20 protein-coding genes are annotated in these 20,595 nt (G+C 68.9%); 12 read left to right on the top strand and 8 right to left on the bottom strand.

All coding sequences use genetic code 11. The features are described from left to right. Window positions 1-7: 7 nt before the first annotated feature. Complete coding sequence (locus H7965_RS19825) at window positions 8-997, bottom strand: RluA family pseudouridine synthase (RefSeq protein WP_186772319.1); 990 nt, start codon at window positions 995-997, stop codon at window positions 8-10. 115 nt (window positions 998-1,112) lie between these two features. On the opposite strand from H7965_RS19825, the gene H7965_RS19820 reads away from it, so the two are divergent. Beyond that, window positions 1,113-1,607 (top strand): septal ring lytic transglycosylase RlpA family protein, encoded by a 495-nt coding sequence (locus H7965_RS19820; protein ID WP_229682706.1) that lies wholly within the window; start codon window positions 1,113-1,115, stop codon window positions 1,605-1,607. A gap of 69 nt (window positions 1,608-1,676) precedes the next feature. Here H7965_RS19820 and H7965_RS19815 read toward each other — a convergent pair whose 3' ends face one another. Next, window positions 1,677-2,243: a DUF4337 domain-containing protein gene (locus tag H7965_RS19815; RefSeq protein WP_186772318.1), complete on the bottom strand. Its 567-nt coding sequence runs from the start codon at window positions 2,241-2,243 to the stop codon at window positions 1,677-1,679. A 314-nt stretch (window positions 2,244-2,557) separates the two neighbouring features. Between H7965_RS19815 and H7965_RS19810 the strand changes: the two genes are divergently transcribed. Further along, complete coding sequence (locus H7965_RS19810) at window positions 2,558-3,286, top strand: PP2C family protein-serine/threonine phosphatase (protein WP_229682707.1); 729 nt, start codon at window positions 2,558-2,560, stop codon at window positions 3,284-3,286. Between the two features lie 33 nt (window positions 3,287-3,319). Here H7965_RS19810 and tagF read toward each other — a convergent pair whose 3' ends face one another. Next, entirely contained in the window at window positions 3,320-3,943 is a 624-nt protein-coding gene (gene tagF / locus H7965_RS19805; RefSeq protein WP_186772317.1) for a type VI secretion system-associated protein TagF, read from the bottom strand. Window positions 3,944-4,124: 181 nt separating this feature from the next. Here tagF and tssA point away from each other — a divergent pair, with 181 nt between their 5' ends. The 9 genes from tssA (at window position 4,125) to tssH (ending at window position 14,956) form a co-directional block, all read left to right on the top strand. After that, entirely contained in the window at window positions 4,125-5,192 is a 1,068-nt protein-coding gene (tssA, locus tag H7965_RS19800; RefSeq protein ID WP_186772316.1) for a type VI secretion system protein TssA, read from the top strand. Window positions 5,193-5,265: 73 nt separating this feature from the next. Further along, the gene (gene tssB, locus H7965_RS19795; RefSeq protein ID WP_186772315.1) at window positions 5,266-5,787 is read left to right on the top strand and encodes a type VI secretion system contractile sheath small subunit; all 522 of its coding nucleotides are present in this window, start codon (window positions 5,266-5,268) and stop codon (window positions 5,785-5,787) included. Between the two features lie 3 nt (window positions 5,788-5,790). Continuing rightward, window positions 5,791-7,275, top strand: coding sequence for a type VI secretion system contractile sheath large subunit (gene tssC, locus H7965_RS19790; RefSeq protein WP_186772314.1), 1,485 nt, complete (start codon window positions 5,791-5,793; stop codon window positions 7,273-7,275). A gap of 62 nt (window positions 7,276-7,337) precedes the next feature. After that, window positions 7,338-7,889, top strand: coding sequence for an Hcp family type VI secretion system effector (locus tag H7965_RS19785; protein WP_186772313.1), 552 nt, complete (start codon window positions 7,338-7,340; stop codon window positions 7,887-7,889). A gap of 35 nt (window positions 7,890-7,924) precedes the next feature. After that, on the top strand, window positions 7,925-8,755 hold the full coding sequence (locus H7965_RS19780) for a type VI secretion system accessory protein TagJ (protein WP_186772312.1): 831 nt from the start codon (window positions 7,925-7,927) through the stop codon (window positions 8,753-8,755). A gap of 3 nt (window positions 8,756-8,758) precedes the next feature. Continuing rightward, on the top strand, window positions 8,759-9,268 hold the full coding sequence (gene tssE / locus H7965_RS19775) for a type VI secretion system baseplate subunit TssE (protein WP_186772311.1): 510 nt from the start codon (window positions 8,759-8,761) through the stop codon (window positions 9,266-9,268). Continuing rightward, window positions 9,268-11,145 (top strand): type VI secretion system baseplate subunit TssF, encoded by a 1,878-nt coding sequence (gene tssF, locus H7965_RS19770; RefSeq protein ID WP_186772310.1) that lies wholly within the window; start codon window positions 9,268-9,270, stop codon window positions 11,143-11,145. The genes tssE and tssF overlap by 1 nt, the downstream gene beginning before the upstream one ends. Continuing rightward, on the top strand, window positions 11,109-12,287 hold the full coding sequence (gene tssG / locus H7965_RS19765; protein ID WP_186772309.1) for a type VI secretion system baseplate subunit TssG: 1,179 nt from the start codon (window positions 11,109-11,111) through the stop codon (window positions 12,285-12,287). Before tssF ends, tssG begins: the two co-directional genes overlap by 37 nt. Next, a complete protein-coding gene (tssH, locus tag H7965_RS19760) occupies window positions 12,284-14,956 on the top strand; it encodes a type VI secretion system ATPase TssH (protein WP_186772308.1) in 2,673 nt (890 codons plus the stop codon). The genes tssG and tssH overlap by 4 nt, the downstream gene beginning before the upstream one ends. An 86-nt stretch (window positions 14,957-15,042) precedes the next feature. Here the strand turns inward: tssH and H7965_RS19755 are convergent, their stop codons facing one another. Together H7965_RS19755 and H7965_RS19750 are read right to left on the bottom strand one after the other, a co-directional pair. Continuing rightward, entirely contained in the window at window positions 15,043-16,110 is a 1,068-nt protein-coding gene (locus H7965_RS19755; protein ID WP_186772307.1) for an alcohol dehydrogenase, read from the bottom strand. Between the two features lie 56 nt (window positions 16,111-16,166). Next, complete coding sequence (locus H7965_RS19750; protein WP_186772306.1) at window positions 16,167-16,397, bottom strand: hypothetical protein; 231 nt, start codon at window positions 16,395-16,397, stop codon at window positions 16,167-16,169. 312 nt (window positions 16,398-16,709) lie between these two features. On the opposite strand from H7965_RS19750, the gene H7965_RS19745 reads away from it, so the two are divergent. Further along, window positions 16,710-18,308: a hypothetical protein gene (locus H7965_RS19745; protein WP_186772305.1), complete on the top strand. Its 1,599-nt coding sequence runs from the start codon at window positions 16,710-16,712 to the stop codon at window positions 18,306-18,308. A 164-nt stretch (window positions 18,309-18,472) separates the two neighbouring features. Here the strand turns inward: H7965_RS19745 and H7965_RS19740 are convergent, their stop codons facing one another. Genes H7965_RS19740 through H7965_RS19730 form a run of 3 tightly spaced genes read right to left on the bottom strand, consistent with a single transcriptional unit; the run spans window position 18,473 to window position 20,513 of the window. Beyond that, window positions 18,473-19,615, bottom strand: coding sequence for a toxic anion resistance protein (locus H7965_RS19740; protein WP_186772304.1), 1,143 nt, complete (start codon window positions 19,613-19,615; stop codon window positions 18,473-18,475). Continuing rightward, on the bottom strand, window positions 19,612-20,361 hold the full coding sequence (locus H7965_RS19735; protein ID WP_186772303.1) for a hypothetical protein: 750 nt from the start codon (window positions 20,359-20,361) through the stop codon (window positions 19,612-19,614). Before H7965_RS19735 ends, H7965_RS19740 begins: the two co-directional genes overlap by 4 nt. Then, on the bottom strand, window positions 20,361-20,513 hold the full coding sequence (locus H7965_RS19730) for a hypothetical protein (protein ID WP_186772302.1): 153 nt from the start codon (window positions 20,511-20,513) through the stop codon (window positions 20,361-20,363). Before H7965_RS19730 ends, H7965_RS19735 begins: the two co-directional genes overlap by 1 nt. Between the last annotated feature and the right edge of the window lie 82 nt (window positions 20,514-20,595).

The following is a 20,595-nucleotide window of genomic DNA, read 5'->3' as shown; positions in this document are numbered from 1 at the left end:
GGGCTGATCAGCGCTTCGCCCCCGCCACCAGCCGCCGCGGCTTCGGGGTGCGGGGCGCCTCGAAGCCGAAATACCCGAAGGTCTCGCGCATATGGGGTGGCAGCGCCGCCGCCGCTTCCAGAATTCCGCCCTCCGGATGCGGCAGGCGCAGCGAGCGGGCGTGCAGGTGAAGCTGGTTCGGCAGGCCTTCGAGATGCGCCGCGACGCCGCCGTATTTGCCGTCGCCGAGGATCGGTGCGCCCAGCCCCTCGATGCAATGCACCCGGAGCTGATGCGTCCGCCCCGTCAGCGGCTTCAGCTCCAGCCAGGCAACGCGGCCGCGGGCGGCGTCGAGGGTGCGGAAATCGGTGAGGGCACGGGCGCCCTCGCGCGGGTCGTCCACCGCGGTGGTGCGCTCGCCGCGTGGGCCGCCGAGCTTCAGCAGCGGGATGTCGATACGGCCCTCGGTCTGCTCCGGCTGACCGGCGGTGATGGCCCAGTAGGTCTTCTCGACACCGCGGCCGCGGAACTCGCGCGCCAGGAAGGCGGCGGCGGCCTGGGTGCGGGCCAGCAGCAGGACACCGGAGGTATCGCGGTCCAGGCGGTGGACCAGCCGCGGCCGCTCCTCCGCCTCGAAGCGCAGGGCGTCCAGCATGGCGTCGAGGTTGCGGGTGATGCCGGGCCCGCCCTGCACCGCCAGCCCATGCGGCTTGTCGAGCACCAGCACGCTGTCGTCGCTGTAGAGCACCAGCCGCTCCAGCTCCTTCGCGTCGCGCTCAGAGACCGCCGGGCGGTCGCGGGTGGGGGCAGGTCCCTGGGGCAGGGGCGGGATCCGCACGGCCTGGCCCTCGGCGAGGCGGGTATTCGCCTCGGCCCGCTTGCCGTCCACCCGGATCTGCCCGGTGCGCAGCATCTTCTGCAGCGCCCCCTGGGTGAGCTGCGGGAAATGCCGGCGGAACCAGCGGTCGAGCCGGGTATCGGCTTCGGCCGCCGGAATGGTAAGGGTCTGGATGGTCATGGTGGAAGGGGTCTAGCACTCCGCCCGGTTGCGGTCGAAACGCCGGGCCGGGGTGAACCTCGCGACCGGGCAGGCGTTCCTTCGCCCCATGACAGGCAAGGCAGGATTGGCCGCGGTGGGCGCGGCCCTGATGGTCCTCGGCATCGGTGCCCAGGATATCATCTTCACCCCCGCTGCTGCGGCGGAGCCGCACCGGGCTTCTCCCCACCGGACGGCACCGCGCAACCATGTGCAGGCGCCGCGCCGGGCGCAAGCGCAAAACCCGCCGGCGGCATCACGGCGTCATCAGGCGCAGCGTGGCCGGGCGAGCTACTATGGCCCGAAGTTCAACGGCCGGCGGATGGCCAATGGCAGCCGGTTCAATCCCAACTCGAACGTCGCGGCGCACCGCACCCTGCCGCTTGGCACGCGGGCGCGGGTCACCAACCTGGAGAACGGCCGGAGCGCCGAGGTGAGGGTCGAGGATCGCGGCCCCCATGTCCGCGGCAGGGTGATCGACCTGACGCCCCGCACCGCCAAGCAACTCGGCATGCGGGAGCAGGGCACCGCGCCGGTCGAGGTGCGGCCGATCGAGGTGCCGGAGACCGACCAGCGGGTGGCGGAGCGGTAGAGCGGACCGGCATTCTGACAGGACGGCAGCCCGTGGCGGCGACGTGGCTGCCGTCCGGCATCCCCGTGGTCAGAAATGCACCGCCTCGGGGAAGAGGAAGCCGATCCCGGTCAGCGCCACCCCCACTACGCCGACGGCGACGCCGCCGAGGGCCAGCAGCGGCACCCCGGTGACGATGGAGGAGGAGGCCAGCACGATCGCCACCTGGAAGGCGGCGGAGCCGTATTCATAGTGGTGGTAGGCGGCCATCGAATGGTCACGCCGGTGTTCTGCCGCCTTGGCGCGGGCCATCAGCTCGCGCCGGCCCTCGCCGGTTTGCGGCTCACTTTCCCAACGGTGCGCGCTCTCGCGCCAGCCCTGCTGCTGCCGCTCGATGGCGGCCCGCGCGGCGGGGTCGGTGGTGTTCGGCTTCTCCAGCTCGGCCGCCTCGGCGGCGGTGCGGACCGTGGTCTGGCGGATCGAGCGGGCCTGGAAGAAGGCCCAGAGGTTGGCTGCCTCCACATTGCTGGAAATCGCATCCGTCTGCGCGCTCTTGGCCCCGGTCTCGGCGACCGCCAGGAAGAGGGCGAGGACGGAGATCAGCAGGGCGATCCGCTTGTCGCCGCCGCCGTGGTCGCCATGTCCATGTCCCGCCATGTTGAGTCCCCGAATTGCTGTCGAAGCTGCCATCATTCCGGTGGCCGCTCAGTCCCGGCAGATGCCATTGCCGCGCCTGCTTGGGAAGCGCCGCCGGTCAGCTGCGATTAAGGTACTGGCAGCTGGCATTACTCGCGATAAGGTGACGACGCCGCAGGATGCCATTCGGGGTGCGCAACCGCTTCCCGGCCAACACTATTGACGGTATCGTTGCACGGCGGGGTTGCAATCACGGGTTCGGTTGGGGAGCGCATCAGGCGCATGGCGAAAGCAGCAGGTCCCGACTGCCCGGCGTTCCGGAAGGCCACGCCGGCATGACCATGGTGGTCAGGGCAAGCGGCGCGACCGACGTCGGCACCGTGCGAAAGCGCAACGAGGATGCCTTCATCGACCGCTCCGACATCGGCCTCTGGGCGGTGGCGGACGGGGCTGGCGGGCATGGCGCCGGCGATGTCGCCTCGGCCGCGGTGATCGCGGCGCTGGCGGCGCTGCCGGCCGATCTCGCCCCGGCCGAGAAGCTCGCCGAGGTCCGCTCCCGCCTTGCCGAGGTGCATGCCGTGCTGCAGCAGCGGGCCGAGGATTCGGAGAGCGGCATCATCGCCACCACCGTCGTCGTCATGCTGGCGCATGGTGAGCATTTCGCCTGCCTTTGGGCCGGCGATTCCCGTGCCTACCTGCTGCGGGATGGCGCCCTCTCCCGCATCACCCGCGACCACAGCCTGGTGCAGGAGCTGGTGGACCAGGGGACGCTGGCCGAGGAGGAGGCTGAGAAGCACCCTCAGGCGAACGTCATCACCCGCGCTGTTGGCGGCAGCGGCGAGCTGGAGCTGGACAAGGTGTCCGGGCGCTTCGCCGTTGGCGATCTGGTGCTGCTTTGCACCGACGGGTTGTTCAAGGCGCTGGCGGAGGAGGAGATCGGCGCGTTGCTGCGGGACGGGGCGGGGCCCGAGGAACTCCTTGCCAGGGCCATCGAGAAGCATGCACGCGATAATGTTACCGTGGTAACGCTTCGGGCTATGGCCGAGGTACCAGCGGGCGGCTGAGCCGCTGGGCGACCGCCTTCGAACGCCCGCTAGCTACTTCAAGTTGTGATTCTCACCCGCCTCGGCGTCGAGCATGGCGGCGAAGCGCCTGCCGTCCGGCATGGCAGGCAGCACCAGCACCGTGGCCGGCACCAGCGGTGCGCCGGCGGTCCACCAGACCCCCGCGCCGCTGGCGGCGGCGGCGCATTCGGCCGGCGGCGCCGCGGCGGCCTTGGGCGGCTCGGCATCGAGCCGCGCCGCCAGGCCGGCCGGTCCGAGCGCCTCGTCCAGCGCGGCGAAGCCTGCCAGTTCCGCCACCTCTAGCCAGCCCGCGGCGCGGCTGGCGAAGGCTTCCGGGGCGCCTTCGGCCGGGCGGGCGAAAGTCAGCGGGAAGTGCCTTCCGGCGCGGTCGACGCTCGGCATCCAGAGGCCGAGCATGCCGACAGGCCCGCACATCCCGGCGGGCAGCAGGAAGCGCCAGATCGGCGCCTGCATCCAGGCCGGATCCCAGCGCGCCCCGAGCTGCTGCCGGGCGCCGGTCATCGCCACCTGCAGCCAGTCGTCCCAAGGCCGGATGAAGCTGGCCGAGAGGCCGTGGCCAACGAAATCACCCCGCCCGGGCAGCTTGCCGTAAAAACCTGCGGTTGCAACAAACGATGGTGGCACGGGTCCGATCAAGACTCCCCTCCAGGTTGAGAGTGCTGGACAATGTCGCAATGTTCAGCAACGATCCAGCCGGATCGGGGAACCTGTCCGCCAGGAGAAAGACACGCATATGTCCGAGATGGCGCAGCCAAACACGGAGTGCGGCCTGGCGCTGTGCGTTGACCCATGCCCAGGCCGCGGCGGGCAACGCTAGATGGCGGAGTTCGACGCCTACCTCGCCGATTCCGAAACCGGCGACGACCTGGAATTCGACCGCGCCTATGGCGCGCTCCAGGCCGCGGCGCAGGGCAAGCCGGAGCAGCAATTCGGCGACACCATCGTCCCGGCCGAGGATCCCGACTGGCGCGATGTGGAGGCGCAGGCGCTGGCGCTGCTGGAGCGGTCGCGCGACATCCGCATCATTGCCCAGTTGTCCGTGGCCCGGCTGCACACCCAGGGGCTGGTTGCCTTCGCCGCCGGCGTCGGCCTGATCGCCAACCTGCTCGACAGCCATTGGGACACCGTCCATCCGCGGCTCGACCCGGAGGATGACAACGACCCGACGATGCGGGCGAATGCGGTGCTCGGCATCGGCCACCCGGGCCGGGTGCTGAAGCTGCTGCGCGAGGTGCCGCTGGCGCGTTCACGGCGGGCCGGGGCGTTCGGCTGGCGCGAGATCGCCCTGGCGCTCAATCTGATCGAGTCCGACCCCGAGGCGGAGGCGCCGCCGACCGAGGCGGCAGTGACCGCCGCCTTCGCCGACAGCGACCCCGAATGGCTGCAGGCGGTGCGGGACGCTGTCGCCGGGCTGGGTCGCGACCTCAAGGCGATCAACACCGCCTTCGAGGAAAAGGCCGGCTACGGCACCAGCCCCGACCTGAGCCGGCTGGAGAAGCAGGTCGCCGACATGCAGCGGGTGATGGACCGCTTCAAGGCGGTGCCGGCGGAGGCGCCGCTGCTCGAGGAGATGCCGGAGGAGGGTGACGAGGAGGCACCGGCGGATGGCGGGCCCTTCGCGGCGCCGGCCGCCGGCGTGCGCCGCGCCGGCGCTGGCGGCTTCGCCTCGGTGATGGCGCTGCGCGAGGTCGGTACGCGGGAGGAAGCTCTTCACCTGCTGGAAATCGTGTGCGGCTACTACGAGCGCTACGAACCGTCGAGCCCGCTGCCGATGCTGATCCGCCGCGCGCAGCGCCTGGCCGACAAGAACTTCCTCGACATTCTGCGCGACCTGGCGCCCGACGGTGTGCACCAGGCGCAAATGATCGTGGGAATGAACGAGTGACAGACGACATGCCGTCGGACGCCGGCTGGCTGCCGACCCGTGCGAGCAACCAGAGACGATAGCGAGGTAGACTGTGGCCAAAGCGAGCAGCCAGAAGTTCATCGCCCGGAACCGCGCGCCGCGGGTCCAGATCGAATACGACGTCGAGACCTATGGCGCGGAGAAGAAGGTTCAGCTGCCCTTCGTCGCCGGCGTGATGGCCGACCTTTCCGGTAACCCGGCCGAGCCGCTGCCGCCGGTCGCCGACCGCAAGATGCTGGAGATCGACGTCGACAATTTCGACAGCCGGATGAAGGCGATGAAGCCGCGCGTCGCCTTCATGGTGCCCAACACCCTGACCGGCGAAGGCAGCATGGCGGTCGACATCACTTTCGAGAGCATGGAGGATTTCTCCCCCGCCGCGGTGGCGAAGAAGGTCGATGCGCTGAACACGCTGCTGACCGCGCGCACCGAACTTTCCAACCTGCTGACCTACATGGACGGCAAGAGCGGCGCCGAGGAGCTGATCGGCAAGGTCCTGCAGGACCCCGCGCTGCTGCAGGCGCTCGCCTCCGCGCCCAAGGCGGATGGCGGCAACGGCTCTTCGGAGGGTTAGTCGATGTCCGAGCAACTGCAATCCGCCGGCGCCCTCGGCGTCGCCACCGCCGAGCAGAGCGACTTCGCCGCTCTGCTCACCAAGGAGTTCCGCCCGAAATCGGATGCCGCGCGCGACGCGGTCGCGAATGCGGTGCAGACCCTGGCGCAGCAGGCGCTGGCCAATACCGCGCTGATCGGCGGCGAGGCACTGAAGACGATCGAGGGCATCATCGCCGCGATCGACGCCAAGCTGACCGAGCAGGTGAACCAGATCATCCACCAGGAGGATTTCCAGCAGCTGGAATCCGCCTGGCGCGGGCTGCACTACCTGGTCAGCAACACCGAGACCGATGAATTCCTGAAGATCAAGGTGTTCAACGTCTCGAAGAAGGAGCTGTCGCGGACGCTGAAGAAGTTCCGCGGCACCGCCTGGGACCAGAGCCCGGTCTTCAAGAAGCTGTACGAGGAGGAGTTCGGCCAGTTCGGCGGCGAGCCCTTCGGCATGCTGGTGGGCGACTACTACTTCGACCACAGCCCGCAGGATGTGGCGCTGCTCGGCGACATCGCCGCCATCGCCTCGGCGATGCATGCGCCCTTCATCTCGGCGACGGCGCCGACGGTGATGCAGATGGACAGCTGGAGCGAACTGGCCAATCCCCGCGATCTGACCAAGATCTTCCAGACCCCGGAATACGCCGCCTGGCGCTCGCTGCGCGAGAGCGAGGATGCGCGCTACATCGGCCTGACCATGCCGCGTTTCCTGGCGCGGCTGCCCTACGGCGCCAAGACCGAGCCGGTTGAGGAATTCGCCTTCGAGGAGGAGGTCGAGGGCGCCGACAGCAGCAAGTACACCTGGGCCAATTCGGCCTATGCGATGGCGACCAACATCACCCGTTCCTTCAAGATGTACGGCTGGTGCACCCGTATCCGTGGTATCGAGACCGGCGGCGCGGTGGAGGGCCTGCCGGCGCATACCTTCCCGACCGACGACGGCGGCGTCGACATGAAGTGCCCGACCGAGATCGCGATCAGCGACCGCCGCGAGGCGGAGCTGGCGAAGAACGGCTTCATGCCGCTCATCCACAAGAAGAACTCCGACTTCGCCGCCTTCATCGGCGCGCAGTCGCTGCAGAAGCCGCAGGAATACCAGGACCCGGCGGCGACCGCGAATGCGAACCTCTCGGCCCGTCTGCCCTATCTCTTCGCCAGCTGCCGTTTCGCGCACTACCTGAAGTGCATGGTGCGCGACAAGATCGGCAGCACGATGAGCAAGGCGCAACTGACCGAGTGGCTCGACAAGTGGCTCGGCCAGTATGTGGACGGCTCTCCCGACAGCTCCACCGAGGAGTACAAGGCGACCCATCCGCTGGCCGAAGGCAAGGTGGTGGTGGAGGAGAACGAGGAGAACCCGGGCTACTACAGCGCCAAATTCTTCCTCAAGCCGCACTACCAGCTGGAAGGTCTGACCGTGTCGCTGCGCCTTGTCTCGCGGCTGCCCTCGGGCTGAGCAACGGGCGACCCGACGGACCGAAGATCACTGGAACGCTGGATTCCTAGCAGGAGAAGACCATGGCTTTCGACGCCTTCATGCTGTTCACCCCCGCCGATACCGGCAAGGCGCTGGAGGGTGAGACCCAGACCGACTTCACCGTCGGCAGCGACCCGTTCATCAGCGAGTTCAAGGGCACGAAGCCCTTCGAGATCGACGACTTCAGCTTCGATCTTGAGAACGTGCTGAACATCGGCAGCTCCTCCTCCGGCGTCGGCGCCGGCAAGCCGACCTTCAACCCCTTCCAGTTCAGCCGGAAGATCGACAAGTCCTCACCCGACTTCTTCCGCATGTGCTGCAGCGGCAAGCACTTCAAGGATGTCGTGCTGGCGCTGCGCAAGTCGACCGGCGGCGCGACCTCGGGCGAGGTGTTCCTGCGCTTCAACTTCAAGCTCTGCGGCATCAAGACGGTCGCCTGGTCCGGCGCCGACGGCGATGAGGCGGTGAAGGAGGAAGTGACCTTCGAATACGGTTCCGTGCAGCTGCAGTACAAGCCGCAGAAGCCGGACGGTTCGCTCGAGGCATCCTCGAAGGATGCCGGCTGGGATCGCATCCGCAACGTGCAGATCTGAGCCATGCGGGCGGCGCGCGGGGAAAGGGGCAGGGCATGACCACGGATGCAGCCGTGTCGGATGCGCGTGGGCTGCTCCGCTCGGGTGATCCCCGCGCGGCGCTCGAGAGGCTGAAGCAGGAAGTGCGGAAGGCGCCACGCGACCCGCGCCTCCGCACCTTCCTGTTCCAATTGTTCTGCGTCACCGGGGAATGGGACCGGGCGCTGACCCAGCTGACCGTGGTCGGGGGGCTCGACAAGCTCGCGCTGCCCATGGTCACCACCTACCGTGCCGCCATCCGCTGCGAGGTGCTGCGCGCCAAGGTCTTCGCCGGCGAACGCCAGCCGACCTTCTTCGGCGAGCCGGAACCCTGGATGTCGCTGCTGCTTGAGGCCAATCGACGGCTCGTCGCCGGGGCCACCCGGGATGCCTCGGCGCTGCGCGACCAGGCCTTCGACGCCGCGCCGGCCAGCAGCGGCAAGGTCGACGGCACCGAGTTCGACTGGATCGCCGATGCCGACCCGCGGCTCGGGCCGGTGCTCGAAGCCATCATCGACGGCAAGTATTTCTGGCTGCCGCTGCACCGGCTGCGTGGGCTTGAGGTCGAGCCGCCCGCAGACCTGCGCGATTCGGTCTGGCTGCCGGCGCAGCTCACCTTCAGCAACGGCGGTGCCACCGTGGCCCTGTTGCCGGCCCGCTATCCCGGCTCCGAAGCCTCGGCCGATCCGGCCATCCTGCTCGGCCGTCGCACCGAGTGGCGGGACCAGGGGGATTGGTTCCTGGGTCTTGGCCAGCGGATGCTGACCATCGGCGCCGAGGCGGATGTGCCGCTGCTCGACCTGCGGCGGCTCGAGATCACCACGCCGGCCGAACCGGCCACCGATTGAGCCATGGTGGAGTTCACCAGCCGCGAGCATCTGCAGCCGTCGCTCCTCGACCGGCTCACCGACAATGCGCCGGACCGGCTGCAGGACCCGCCGGACCAGCAGAGCCTCACCATCACCCAGTTGCGCCAGGGCGTGCTGCGTGACCTCGGCTGGCTGTTCGCCACCACCAGGCTGGAGGCGCTGGAATCCTTGGACCTCGCACCGGAAGCGGCGCGTTCGGTGATCAACTACGGCCTGCCGGGCTTCACCGGCCTGACCCATTCGGGCGGCCGCGCCGCCGGCCTCGAAGCTGCCATCACCGAGGCGATCCGGGTGTTCGAGCCACGCATCCTGCCGGAGACACTGAGGGTAAGACTGCGCGGAATGCAGGCGGACAACCCGGATGGCGCGCTGGTCTTCGAGATCCATGGCGAGCTCTGGGCGCAGCCGGTGCCGCTCCGCATCCTGCTGGAGACCTCGATCGAGCCAGAGACGCAGAACGTCTCCGTGGTGGAATCGCGGAAGCGCGGCTGATGGACCCGCGGCTGCTGCGCCACTACGAGGCCGAGCTTCGCCACGTCCGGGAGATGGGCGCCGAATTCGCCCGTGAATACCCAAAGATCGCCGGCCGCCTTGCGCTGGCCAATACCGAGGTCGCCGACCCCTACGTGGAGCGGCTGCTGGAAGGCTTCGCCTTCCTCACCGCGCGGATCCAGCTGAAGCTGGAAGCGGAATATCCGACCTTCACCCAGTCGCTGCTGCAGATGGTCTACCCCCACTACCTGGCGCCGACCCCGGCCATGGCGGTGGTGCAATTCAACCCCGATGCGGCGATCCGCGGCACGCCGCTCGGTGTCGATCTGCCGCGTGGCACGGTACTGCGCAGCATCCTCGGCGCCGATGACGACACCAACTGCGAGTTCCGCACCGCCCATCCGGTGCAGCTGCTGCCGATCGAGATCGCCGAGGCGGAGTACCTGCCCGCGGCGGCGGCGGTCTCGGCGCTGAATCTGCCGGATCAGCGTGGTGCCAAGGCCGCCATCCGGCTGCGCCTGCGCACCTTGGGCAACATCCCCTTCGCCGAGATCGGCCTGGCGCGGCTGCCGCTGTTTCTCGCCGGCGCCGAAAGCACCCGCTTCCGGCTGCATGAGCAGCTGGTGGCGGATCTCCTTGGTATCGTCATTCGCCCGACCGCCCGGCCGCTGCCCTGGCAGGAGCTGTTGCCGAAGACCGCGCTGGAGGCGCAGGGCTTCGAGGATGATGAAGCCCTGTTGCCGGCGACTCCGCTGACCTTCCAGGGGTACCGGCTGCTGCAGGAATATTTCGCCATGCCGGAGCGCTTCCTCTCGGTGCGGCTGAACGGCCTCGACAGCGCCGTCACCCGCACCACCGGCACCGAGCTCGACGTCATCTTCCTGCTCGGCCGCAGCGACACACTGTTGGCGAATGGCTTCGGCGGTGACCAGTTCCGGCTGTTCTGCACCCCGGCGATCAACCTCTTCCCGAAGCGCGGCGACCGGCTGAATCTCAGCGAGCGGGAGGTGGAGCACCAGATCGTCGCCGATCGAATGCGGCCGGTGGATTTCGAGATTTTCGGCGTGCAGGAGGTCGAGGGCTTCGCCGCGGACGGTGGCGAGCCGCAGCCCTTCCTGCCCTTCTATGCTGCCAATGACCTGACCCGGCATGCCGACCACCGCAGCTACTACATCCTGCGGCGACGGCCGCGGCAGCTCTCGGCACGCTCCCGCCAGCGCGGCCCGCGCAGCAGCTACATCGGCCACGAGGTCTACATCTCCCTCGTCGACCCCGAGCACGCGCCGTTCCGCACGGAGCTGCGCCAGCTTGGCTTCGACCTGCTCTGCACCAACCGTGACCTGCCGCTGTTCATGTCGGTCGGCAAGGGCCGTACCGATTTCACCATGGAAGCCAGCGCGCCGGTCGCCTCGGTGCGCTGCCTGGTCGGGCCGACCGCGCCAAGGCCCTGCCGATCGGATGGCGAGTATGCCTGGCGCTTCATCAGCCACCTCGGGCTGAACTACCTGAGCCTCGTCGACAATGACGCGATCCATGGCGCGACGGCGCTGCGCGAACTGCTCAGCCTTTATGTGCCCTCGGCCAGTTCGCACCAGGCGCGGCAGTTGGAAGGGCTGCTTTCCACCGCGTCGCAGCCCATCATCCGGCGCATCCCCGGTGCCGGGCCGCTCACCGCCGGGCGCGGGCTGCAGGTCACGCTGAAGGTGGATGAGGCGGCCTTCGGCGGTGCCGGGGCGGTGGTGCTGGGCTCGGTGCTCGACCGCTTCTTCGCCAAATACGTCTCCATCAACGCCTTCACCGAGACGGTGCTGACTACCACCGAACGCGGCGAGATTGCCCGATGGCCGATCCGGACAGGCCGGCAGCCGACGCTCTAGCCGAGCCCGTTGCCGGCGAGCTCCCCGAAGGGGAAGCCTCGGCGGGTGACGGTCGGCCTGCCGCACCGCCGCTGCACCAGCGGCTGGAGGCAGCGCCGTGGAGCTTCGGCTTCTACCAGGCGATGCGCCGGCTGGAAGCGCTGCACCGCGATAGCCCGCGCTTCGGCCGCAGCATCCGGCCGATGCAGGATCCGGTGCGGTTGGGGCAGGAGCCCTCGCTGGTCTTCGCGCCCTCGACCCTGGCAGATTTCGACATCGCCACCGAGCAGCGCGCAGCGCGGCTGATCGTGCATTTCTTCGGGTTGTTCGGCCCCGGCGGGCCGCTGCCGCTGCACTTGACCGAATACGCCCGCGACCGCGAGCGCAATGCGCGCGACCAAACCTTCCGCCGCTTCGCCGATGTCTTCCACCACCGCGCGCTGTCGCTGTTCTACCGCGCCTGGGCGGAAGCCCAGCCGACCGTCAGCTTCGACCGGCCGGAGGATGATCATTACGGCCGCTTCGTCGCCTCCCTCGTCGGCATCGGCATGCCCGGGCTGCGCGACCGGGATGCGATGCCCGACCTCGCCAAGCAGCATTACGCCGGGCATCTGGTGGGACGGACGCGGCATGCCGAGGGGCTCGCCTCCATCCTCACCGACTTCTTCAAGATGCCTGCGCGGATTGAGAACTTCATCGGCGATTGGTTGGTGCTGCCGGATGACGGGCTGTCACGGCTCGGCGGCGGGGCGACCGTCGCGGCCCTCGGGCAGTCGGCGGCGATCGGCCGGCGGGTGTGGAGCCGGCAGCACAAATTCCGCATCGTCTTCGGCCCGCTGAGCCTCAGCGACTACCAGCGCATGCTGCCGGGCGGCGCCAGCTTCCGGCGGCTGGTGCCGATCGTCCGCAACTACGTGGGCGATACGCTGGCCTTTGACGTGAACCTGATCCTGAAGCGCACGGAGGTGCCGCCGATCCGGCTGGGCCACCAGGGCCAGCTCGGCTGGACCTCCTGGTTGACGCCGCGTCGCGGCCTGGCGGATGCCGGCGATCTGTTCCTGCAAGCGGGGGCCGACAGCGGTGCCCGCGACATCGATTCCCGCATGACGCCGCAAGAGGAGTCAGCGGCTCCGCAACCCCATTCCCTGGAAGACGTGCCATGACCGAGATCAGTCGATCCGCCCTGTTCGGGAAGCTCAACCCGGTGGGCTACCGGGCGCTGGAGAGCGCCACCGTCTTCTGCAAGCTGCGCGGCAACCCGTATGTGGAACTGGTGCACTGGCTGCACCAGCTGCTGCAACTGCAGGACAGCGACATGCATCGCATCATCCGGCACTTTGGCCTGGATGCGGCACGGCTGGCTGCTGACATCACCGCGAGCCTCGACAAGCTGCCGCGCGGCGCCACCGCCATCTCCGATTTCTCGCCACTGATCGAGGAGGCGGTGGAGCGCGGCTGGGTCTATGGCACGCTGCTGTTCGGCGAGAATCAGGTGCGCACCGGCCATCTCGTCGTCGGCATGCTGAAGACCAAGGCGCTGGCCAATGCCCTCACCGGCATCAGCCGTGAATTCGCGAAGCTGCGGGCCGAGGCGCTGGCCGATGAGTTCCGCAAGCTGCTGGACGGCTCGCCGGAGGCGGCGCTGGCCTCGGCCGATGGATCGAAGGTCGGCGCGCCGGGCGAGGCCAGCGGCGCGGTGGCGCCGGCGCAGATGGGCAAGCAGGATGCGCTGAAGCAGTTCAGCGTCGACCTCACCGAGAAGGCCCGCAACGGCGAGATCGACCCGATCGTCGGCCGCGACCAGGAGATCCGCCAGGTCGTCGACGTGCTGATGCGGCGGCGGCAGAACAACCCGATCCTGATCGGCGAGGCCGGTGTCGGCAAGACCGCGGTGGTGGAGGGCTTCGCGCTGCGCATCGTTGCCGGCGACGTGCCGCCGCAGCTGAAGGATGTGACGCTGCGCACCCTGGATGTCGGCCTGCTGCAGGCTGGCGCCAGCATGAAGGGCGAGTTCGAGCAGCGGCTGCGCCAGGTGATCGAGGAGGTGCAGGCCTCGCCCAGGCCGATCATCCTGTTCATCGACGAAGCGCACACGCTGGTGGGTGCCGGTGGCGCGGCGGGCACCGGCGACGCGGCGAACCTGCTGAAGCCGGCACTGGCGCGCGGCACCTTGCGCACCGTCGCCGCGACCACCTTCGCCGAATACAAGAAGTATTTCGAGAAGGATCCGGCGCTGACCCGCCGCTTCCAGCCGGTGCAGGTGGATGAGCCTTCCGAGGAGAAGGCGATCCTGATGATGCGCGGCATCACCTCCTCGCTCGAGAAGCACCACCGGGTGCAGATCCTCGATGAGGCGATTGACGCGGCCGTGCGGCTCTCACACCGCTACATCCCGGCGCGGCAGCTGCCGGACAAGTCGATCAGCCTGCTGGACACCGCTTCGGCCCGGGTCGCGGTCAGCCAGCATGCGGTGCCGGCCGAGGTGGATGACTGCCGCCGCCGCATCCAGGCACTGGAGACGGAGCTGGAGATCATCGGCCGTGAGGCCGCCGTCGGCATCGACGCCGCCGACCGCGAGGCGTCCGCCCGTGAGGCGCTGGCGGCGCAGCAGGAGGCGCTGGTGGGCCTGGAGGCGCGCTGGCAACAGGAGAAGCTGCTGGTGGACAAGGTGCTGGCGCTGCGCGCGACCCTGCGCGAGGGCGCCGCGGCGGTGGACCAGCCGGAAGCACCGGTCTCGGCGGAACGCGCGGCGATGGTCGCCGAGCTCCGCGGGCTGCAGGCGGAGTTGGCGGAGCATCAGGGCGAATCGCCGTTGATCATGCCGGCGGTGGATGCCCAGGCGGTGGCCGCGGTGGTCGGCGACTGGACCGGCATCCCGGTGGGCCGGATGGTGAAGAACGAGGTCCAGGCGGTACTGCAGCTTGCCGGCACGCTGTCGAAGCGCGTCATCGGCCAGGACCATGCGATGGAGATGATCGCCAAGCGGGTGCAGACCAGCCGCGCCAAGCTGGACAATCCGAACAAGCCGATCGGCGTGTTCATGCTCTGTGGTCCCTCCGGCGTCGGCAAGACCGAGACAGCGCTGGCGCTGGCGGAAAGCCTCTACGGCGGCGAGCAGAACCTCATCACCATCAACATGAGCGAGTTCCAGGAGGCGCACACTGTCTCCACCCTGAAAGGCGCACCACCCGGCTATGTCGGCTACGGCGAGGGCGGCATCCTGACCGAGGCGGTGCGCCGCAAACCCTATTCCGTGGTGCTGCTGGACGAGGTGGAGAAGGCGCACAGCGATGTGCACGAGATATTCTTCCAGGTCTTCGACAAGGGGATCATGGAGGATGGCGAGGGCAGGCTGATCGACTTCAAGAACACGCTGATCCTTTTGACGTCGAATGCCGGCACCGACCTCATCATGTCGCTCTGCGCTGACCCCGAGCTGATCCCGGAGCCGGACGACATCGCCAAGGCCCTGCAGGAACCACTCCTGAAAATCTTCCCGCCGGCCCTGCTGGGGCGGCTGATCACCATCCCCTACTACCCGCTGAGCGAGGCGATGCTGGGCGAGATCATCCGGCTTCAGCTCGGCCGCATCGTCCGGCGGCTGAAGGAACAGCACAAGGTGCCCTTCACCTACTCCGATGAGGTGGTCTCGCTCATCACCAGCCGCTGCAATGAGCCGGAGAGCGGTGGCCGGATGATCGACGCCATCCTGACCAACACAATGCTGCCGGCGATCAGCACCGCCTTCCTCAACCGCATGTTGGACGGCCAGGCGGTGAGCCGCGTGCATGTCGGCGTCGAGGGCGGCGAGTTCACCTACGCCATCGAATGACGCCGGACATGAAAACGCCGTTCAGCGGGCCCGCTGAACGGCGCAACCATTGAGCGGCGCGGCCATCCATCACGCCGCACTTCGCCTCAGGCCGCCGCGCCGACCAGCACCACCCGCCCGGTGATCTGGCCGTTCTTCAGCCGGTTCAGCACCGCATCCGCCTGGTTCTGCGGCTGGGTCTCCACCGGGATGCCGGGGATCTTGCCCTGCTTGGCGATGTCGATCAGCGCCCGCAGCTCCTTCACATTGCCGACGTAGCTGCCCTGGATGGTCAGGGCGCGGATCGGCATCAGCGGCAGCGGGATGTTCATCTCGCCACCGAATAGTCCGACCTGCACCAGCTTCCCGCCCTTGCGCAGCGCGTCGAAGGCGAAGCGCGCGGTTTCCGTGCCGTTCACCAGGTCGATGACACCGGCGGCCGGACCGCCGGCTGCCTCGACGATGCGCTGGGCGGTGCCTTCCTTGGATGCCAGCACCGTCTGCGTCGCGCCCTGCTCCTTCGCCGCGGCAAGCTTCTTCTCGTCGACGTCGACGACGACGATGTTGCGGTGGCCGAGCGCCTTCAGGATGGCGATGGCATTGAGCCCCAGCCCGCCGGCGCCGACCAGCACGATCGCCTCATTCGGGTCGAGCGGCATCAGCTTGTTGATCGCCGAATAGACGGTCACGCCAGAGCAGGCGTAGGTTGCCGCCAGCGCCGGGTCGACACCCTCGATGTCGATCAGGTGCTTCACATGCGTCGCCAGCACATGCGTCGCATAGCCGCCATTCTGGTAGACGCCGAGCGAGCGCGGCGTCAGGCACATGTTCTCCTCGTCGCGCTGGCAGGTGGCGCATTTGCCGCAACCGACCCAAGGGTAGACCACGCGCAGGTCGCCGACCTTGCTGCCCTGGTTCGCCGCATCCGGGCCCAGCTTGACGACGCGGCCGACGATCTCATGCCCCATCGCCAGCGGCAGCACCACGCCACGGTCGGTCAGCCGCATCTTGCCGCGGCTGCCGAGGTCGTACTCGCCCTCCCAGATATGCAGGTCGGAATGGCAGACACCGGCATGGGTGACTTCGAGCAGGACCTGCGCACCGGTCGGCTCCGGCGTCGGCATCTCGAGTTCCTGCAGGGGCTTGCCGGTCTCGACGACGGCCCAGGCGCGCATGGCTTCCTCCTCACGGATCAATCGGGTCCGCATGGGACAGCGGCGGGCGACGCGGGTCAAGCGGGGTGCGGTGGCCATCCAGCGCGAATCCCCGCGGATGTTCCGCTCGCGCTCGACCTGCCCCGTATCGCCGCCTGCGCCGCCGGGAAGTCGCCGATGGCGGTGGGCGAGGAGGCGAAGATGTCGGCGCCCTGGCCGGTGTCCAGCCGCTGATTCATGGCGGGATCGGCCAGCGCGGCATGGAAGCGTGCGATGACCGGTGCCGGCACCGCGGCTGGTCCGAGCATCCTCCCGAGGGCCTCCGCCGACACGCCAGGAAGGCCGGATGCCGTGAAGCGCGGCAGTCCCGGTTGGGCAGGGGAGGGCCGAGCGCGCCGATGGTGGCGCTGAGGATGCTGCGGCGGGCCGGGCAGGTGCGGGTCCTCCTGGTGGGTTGTTGCGGAGGTGGACGGGCCGGCACCGCGGCGCCGGGCAATGGGATCGGACCGGCTGTACCCCAGGCGTTGCGGCGGGCGGGAACATGCGCCTAGTCTTCGGTCTGCCCTGAACAGCGGCCACGAACCCGTCCAGGATCGAAGCAAGGGAGGAAGCTCGGCACCATGCCCACGCACAGCCAGGCTCGCACCAACAACGCCGCAGCGCCGCTGTACGACCGGATGGAGGAGCGCATGCTCGCGCGCGACCAGGTCGGCGCCAGCCAGGCCTTCTACGAGGTGGTGAAGGCGGGCCGTCCGCTGAACGAGATCCTCGCCGAGGCAGTGCGCATCCACGCGCCCTATACCCATGTGCCGTATCACGAGCGCATCGACGATGGCTATGTGAACTTCGTCAACAACGACCATTGCCTGCTCAGCGCCCGGGCCACCATCAACCTGACGCGGATGGTGCCGGAGACCTTGGCGATGCTGCCGATGGCGCAGACCATCTGGTACATCCCGACCGGGCTTGATGTCTGGAACCAGAAGATCGGCAAGGCGCCGGGCCACTATACCCGCGCGTATGAGGGCAAGATCGAGAACCCGCCGGCGCCGGCGATCTACTGGCCGGACAGCGAGCCGCTGCGCGAGGCAGGGCCGCTGAAGGAGCGGCTGGGCCACTGGATGACCCAGGTACATCGCGGGCAGGTGATGGAAGCCTACCGGAGCTTCCTCGGGCTGATGGAAGACAAGGCGAACCGGCGCGAGGTGCTGGCCGAGCTGGTCTTCGCCGGCATGATCGATGTGCAGGACCGGATGTACCTCAACCGCTCCTACACCACCGGGCACAAGGGCTATCGCGCCCGCGCGACGGTCGAGCTTGGCGATGCGCTGGGCTGGGACAATGCGCATCAGGTGATCTACGCCGGGGCGCTCGACATCGCGGTCGGGCCGCGCTGGTACTCGGTCTATGAGATGGCGTGCAACACCATCAAGACCGACATCGAAGGCCAGACCCTGCGCGCCATCCCCTATGGCGGCGTCTCCGAGGCCGAGAGCGCGATGCTGCGCAACGCCGCGCCGCTAAGCCGCGAGGAGGAGGAGGCGCTGATCCGCACGCTGCTGCATGGCGCGGAGCCGGAGAACACCAGGGCGGTCACCCTGCTGCTGCGAGCCGGCAAGGATCCCCGCCGGATCATCGATGCGATGCAGATCGCCGCGGCGCAGCTCACCATCGACACGCACGATCCGAATAATTTCTCCATGCCGATGCACTGCTACGAGTACTGCAACGCGCTCGGCTGGTTCTTCGACAATTTCGATCACCCGCGGCGGCTGCGGCTGCTGTATGTCGCGGCGGAGTTCATCTCGATGACCGCGCACCATCAAAAGCACACCGGGGAGATGATCCCGCGCCCGGTGCCGGCACCCGCCGGCGCCGACCGGCTGAGCAAACCGGAGCTGTTGGCGCGCATCGACCAGGCGATCTGCCTGCAGCAGACCGACGAGGCGCAAGGCTGGGTGCAGGCCTATCTGGACAACATCGCCGATCGGGCACCGCTGGTGCAGGCGCTGGCCGTCGCCTCCTGCAAGATCGGTAACGACCCGCACAACCAGGAAATCCCGCAGAACATGCTGGAGGATTTCGCCAAGAACCGCAGCCCACAACGCGACCGGCTGCTCCTGGCCTGTACCCAGCATTGCGCCGGACACAGGAAATACGGCGATATCCTGGAAGCCGCGCGGCGGTTCGGCGAAGGGGTCGGGGTGGCGTTGCAGTAGGCGGGAAGACGAGACCAGGGGCTTTGCCCCCGAACCCCCACCGGGGACGAAGCTCGTCCCCGGACCCCGCCGTGGGTCGGCGGGTTGAACCGCTGGAACCCTGCCTCAAGCCGGGCCCGAGGAGACGCTTGTCTCCCTGTTGGGGTGCAGGGGCAAAGCCCCTGCTACATAGGCCGCCGTTCCACCGGCCGCGTCGCCCGCGCCGCCGTCAACGCCCGGCGGATTTCCGCCTCGGCCTTCTCCAGTTCCTTGGTCGCGCTGGCGCGCTGGGCCTGGGCGTCGGTGGCGATGCGCAGGCTGTCCTCGATGGTCGCCACCAGCGATGCATTGGCCTTCTTCACCGCCTCGATGTCGAAGACGCCGCGTTCCAGCTGGGTGCGCGCTTCCAGATTGCCCTGGCGCAGCCGCTCGGCATTGGCGGTCAGCAGCTCGTTGGTCAGGTCGGTCGCTTCCTTCAGCGTCCGCCCGGCATCCCGCATGCGGGAGATCGCCAGCGCCTGGGCCAGCTGCTGGCGCCAGAGCGGCACGGTGTTGGCGATGACGCTCTGGATCTTCGCCGCCAGCGCCTTGTCGTTCTCCTGGATCAGCCGGATGGAGGGCAGCGCCTGCATCGCCACCTGCCGGGTCAGGCGCAGATCGTGCACCCGCCGTTCCAGCTCGTCGCGGGCGCTGCGCAGGTCGCGCAGCCGCTGCGCCGCGACGCTGTCGCCGCCTTCCACCTCGCGCGCCAGCGCCGGGATCGCCTGCTGTTCCACACGTTGCAGCACCACGTCGCCGGCGGCGATGTGGTCGCCGAGGGCGTGGAACCACTCCAGCGTGGCGCCGTAGAGGCGTTCCAGCTTCTCGACATCCTCCAGCAGCCGGGTGCGGTGGGTGTCGAGCCGGTCGCCGACCGCCTCCACCTGGCCCTTGATGGTTTCGTAGCGCTGGACGACCTTCGCCACCTCGGCGCCGGAACGGCTGAAGATGCGGGCGAAGAAACTGGGCTTCTCGCCGAGCCCCGACATGTCGAAGCCGCGCAAGGTGCCGATGAGCGAGGAGAGGGTGACGCCGGCCTCCCCCGCCTCCCGGTTGCGGGCGCCTTCCAGCATCGCGTCGGCGGCGGCGGTGGCGCGGTTCTGCGCATCCTGGCCGAAGCGGAGGATGTTGCCGGGGTCACTGATGTCGAGCCGCGCCGCCAGCGCCTCGACCTCGGCGCGGCGGGTTTCCGGCAGCTGCTCCACCGCGGCTTCCAGGCTGGCGGCGGTGGCGTCGCGCACCGCGGCGGCGTTCTCGGTGGCCGGGGTCACGTTGGTCGTCGTGCTCATTGGAAGCCTTCCTCGCGCAGCCGGTCCGACAGGACCTTCACCTGGATCTCCAGCGCCTCGCTCTCCTCACGCCGCAGCCGTTCGCGGAGTTCCCCCGCGGTGCGGGACAGCTCCTCGAGCAGCGGGGTCAGCGTAGCGGGCGGGGTGGCGCCGGCTTCCAGCCGCCCGGCGATGCGCTCCAAACCGTCCAGATGCACGGCGAGAAAGCGGCGGGCGCGGGGCAGCCGGTCGGGATGGGCGTCGAGATCGTCCAGCACCGCCTCCATGGATGCGGCGACGCCCTGCAGGCGTGGGTCGGCCAGCCGCTGCGCCGTCGCCTCGATGCGGGCAAGACGGGCGCGGCTCTCCTCGATCGGGCCGGGCGGCGGCGGCGGAGGTGCGGGCGGCGGGGGCAGGGCGGCCTCGGGCAGCGCCCGGTACATCATACGGGTGCCGAACAAGGCACCGAGGGCGAGGACGAAGGGGAACCAGATGCCGAGCTTCGCGGCGAAATGCGCCGCCAGCCAGGTTGCCGCCGCCACCAGCCAGGCGGCCCGGTCGATGTCGCCGCGGCGCCCGCGGCGCAGCACCCGGGCGGCCAGCAGTGTCAGCCCGAAGCCGAGGCAACTGCCGAGAACGATGCGGTCCTCCCCACCGATCGCCCCGATCAGCGCGGAGAGCAGCAAGGGCGAGGCGAAGATCGGCAGGCCGTAGCCGCGCCAGCGGCCCCGCAGGCCGATCCAGGCACCGAGGATGCGCTGCGGCATCAGTTGAACCAGCTAATGAAGCTTTGCACGACCGCGATCATGCCGGTGAGCCACAGTGTCGCGGTCAACAGCGCGCCGCCCCAGGCCCAGACCAGCGGGGTATGGAGTGGCGGCGGCTCGGCGGCAGGGGTCACGTTGCGTTGCTCGGTCACGCACCGTTAGATCGCCGCCCGGACGGCCCCGATCAAGCGGGGGGCATGCAACGGAACGTGACAATCGGGGGAGGGAGCGGGA

Source organism: Siccirubricoccus deserti (assembly GCF_014283215.1).
GTDB classification, from domain to species: domain Bacteria; phylum Pseudomonadota; class Alphaproteobacteria; order Acetobacterales; family Acetobacteraceae; genus Siccirubricoccus; species Siccirubricoccus deserti.
Note: the sequence above shows the minus strand (reverse complement) of the source record. Positions and strands in the feature narration are given on the sequence as shown.

Bases quoted from the DNA above. Each gene is read 5' to 3' on its own strand.
- tssC (WP_186772314.1), top strand. From the start codon at position 5,791: ATGTCCGAGCAACTGCAATCCGCCGGCGCCCTCGGCGTCGCCACCGCC.
- tssA (WP_186772316.1), top strand. From the start codon at position 4,125: ATGGCGGAGTTCGACGCCTACCTCGCCGATTCCGAAACCGGCGACGAC.
- H7965_RS19755 (WP_186772307.1), bottom strand. From the start codon at position 16,110: ATGCGCGCCTGGGCCGTCGTCGAGACCGGCAAGCCCCTGCAGGAACTC.
- tssE (WP_186772311.1), top strand. From the start codon at position 8,759: ATGGTGGAGTTCACCAGCCGCGAGCATCTGCAGCCGTCGCTCCTCGAC.
- H7965_RS19785 (WP_186772313.1), top strand. From the start codon at position 7,338: ATGGCTTTCGACGCCTTCATGCTGTTCACCCCCGCCGATACCGGCAAG.
- H7965_RS19780 (WP_186772312.1), top strand. From the start codon at position 7,925: ATGACCACGGATGCAGCCGTGTCGGATGCGCGTGGGCTGCTCCGCTCG.
- H7965_RS19735 (WP_186772303.1), bottom strand. From the start codon at position 20,361: ATGCCGCAGCGCATCCTCGGTGCCTGGATCGGCCTGCGGGGCCGCTGG.
- H7965_RS19750 (WP_186772306.1), bottom strand. From the start codon at position 16,397: ATGCTCGGACCAGCCGCGGTGCCGGCACCGGTCATCGCACGCTTCCAT.
- tssG (WP_186772309.1), top strand. From the start codon at position 11,109: ATGGCCGATCCGGACAGGCCGGCAGCCGACGCTCTAGCCGAGCCCGTT.
- tssF (WP_186772310.1), top strand. From the start codon at position 9,268: ATGGACCCGCGGCTGCTGCGCCACTACGAGGCCGAGCTTCGCCACGTC.
- tssH (WP_186772308.1), top strand. From the start codon at position 12,284: ATGACCGAGATCAGTCGATCCGCCCTGTTCGGGAAGCTCAACCCGGTG.
- H7965_RS19740 (WP_186772304.1), bottom strand. From the start codon at position 19,615: ATGAGCACGACGACCAACGTGACCCCGGCCACCGAGAACGCCGCCGCG.
- H7965_RS19745 (WP_186772305.1), top strand. From the start codon at position 16,710: ATGCCCACGCACAGCCAGGCTCGCACCAACAACGCCGCAGCGCCGCTG.
- H7965_RS19825 (WP_186772319.1), bottom strand. From the start codon at position 997: ATGACCATCCAGACCCTTACCATTCCGGCGGCCGAAGCCGATACCCGG.
- H7965_RS19815 (WP_186772318.1), bottom strand. From the start codon at position 2,243: ATGGCGGGACATGGACATGGCGACCACGGCGGCGGCGACAAGCGGATC.
- H7965_RS19810 (WP_229682707.1), top strand. From the start codon at position 2,558: ATGACCATGGTGGTCAGGGCAAGCGGCGCGACCGACGTCGGCACCGTG.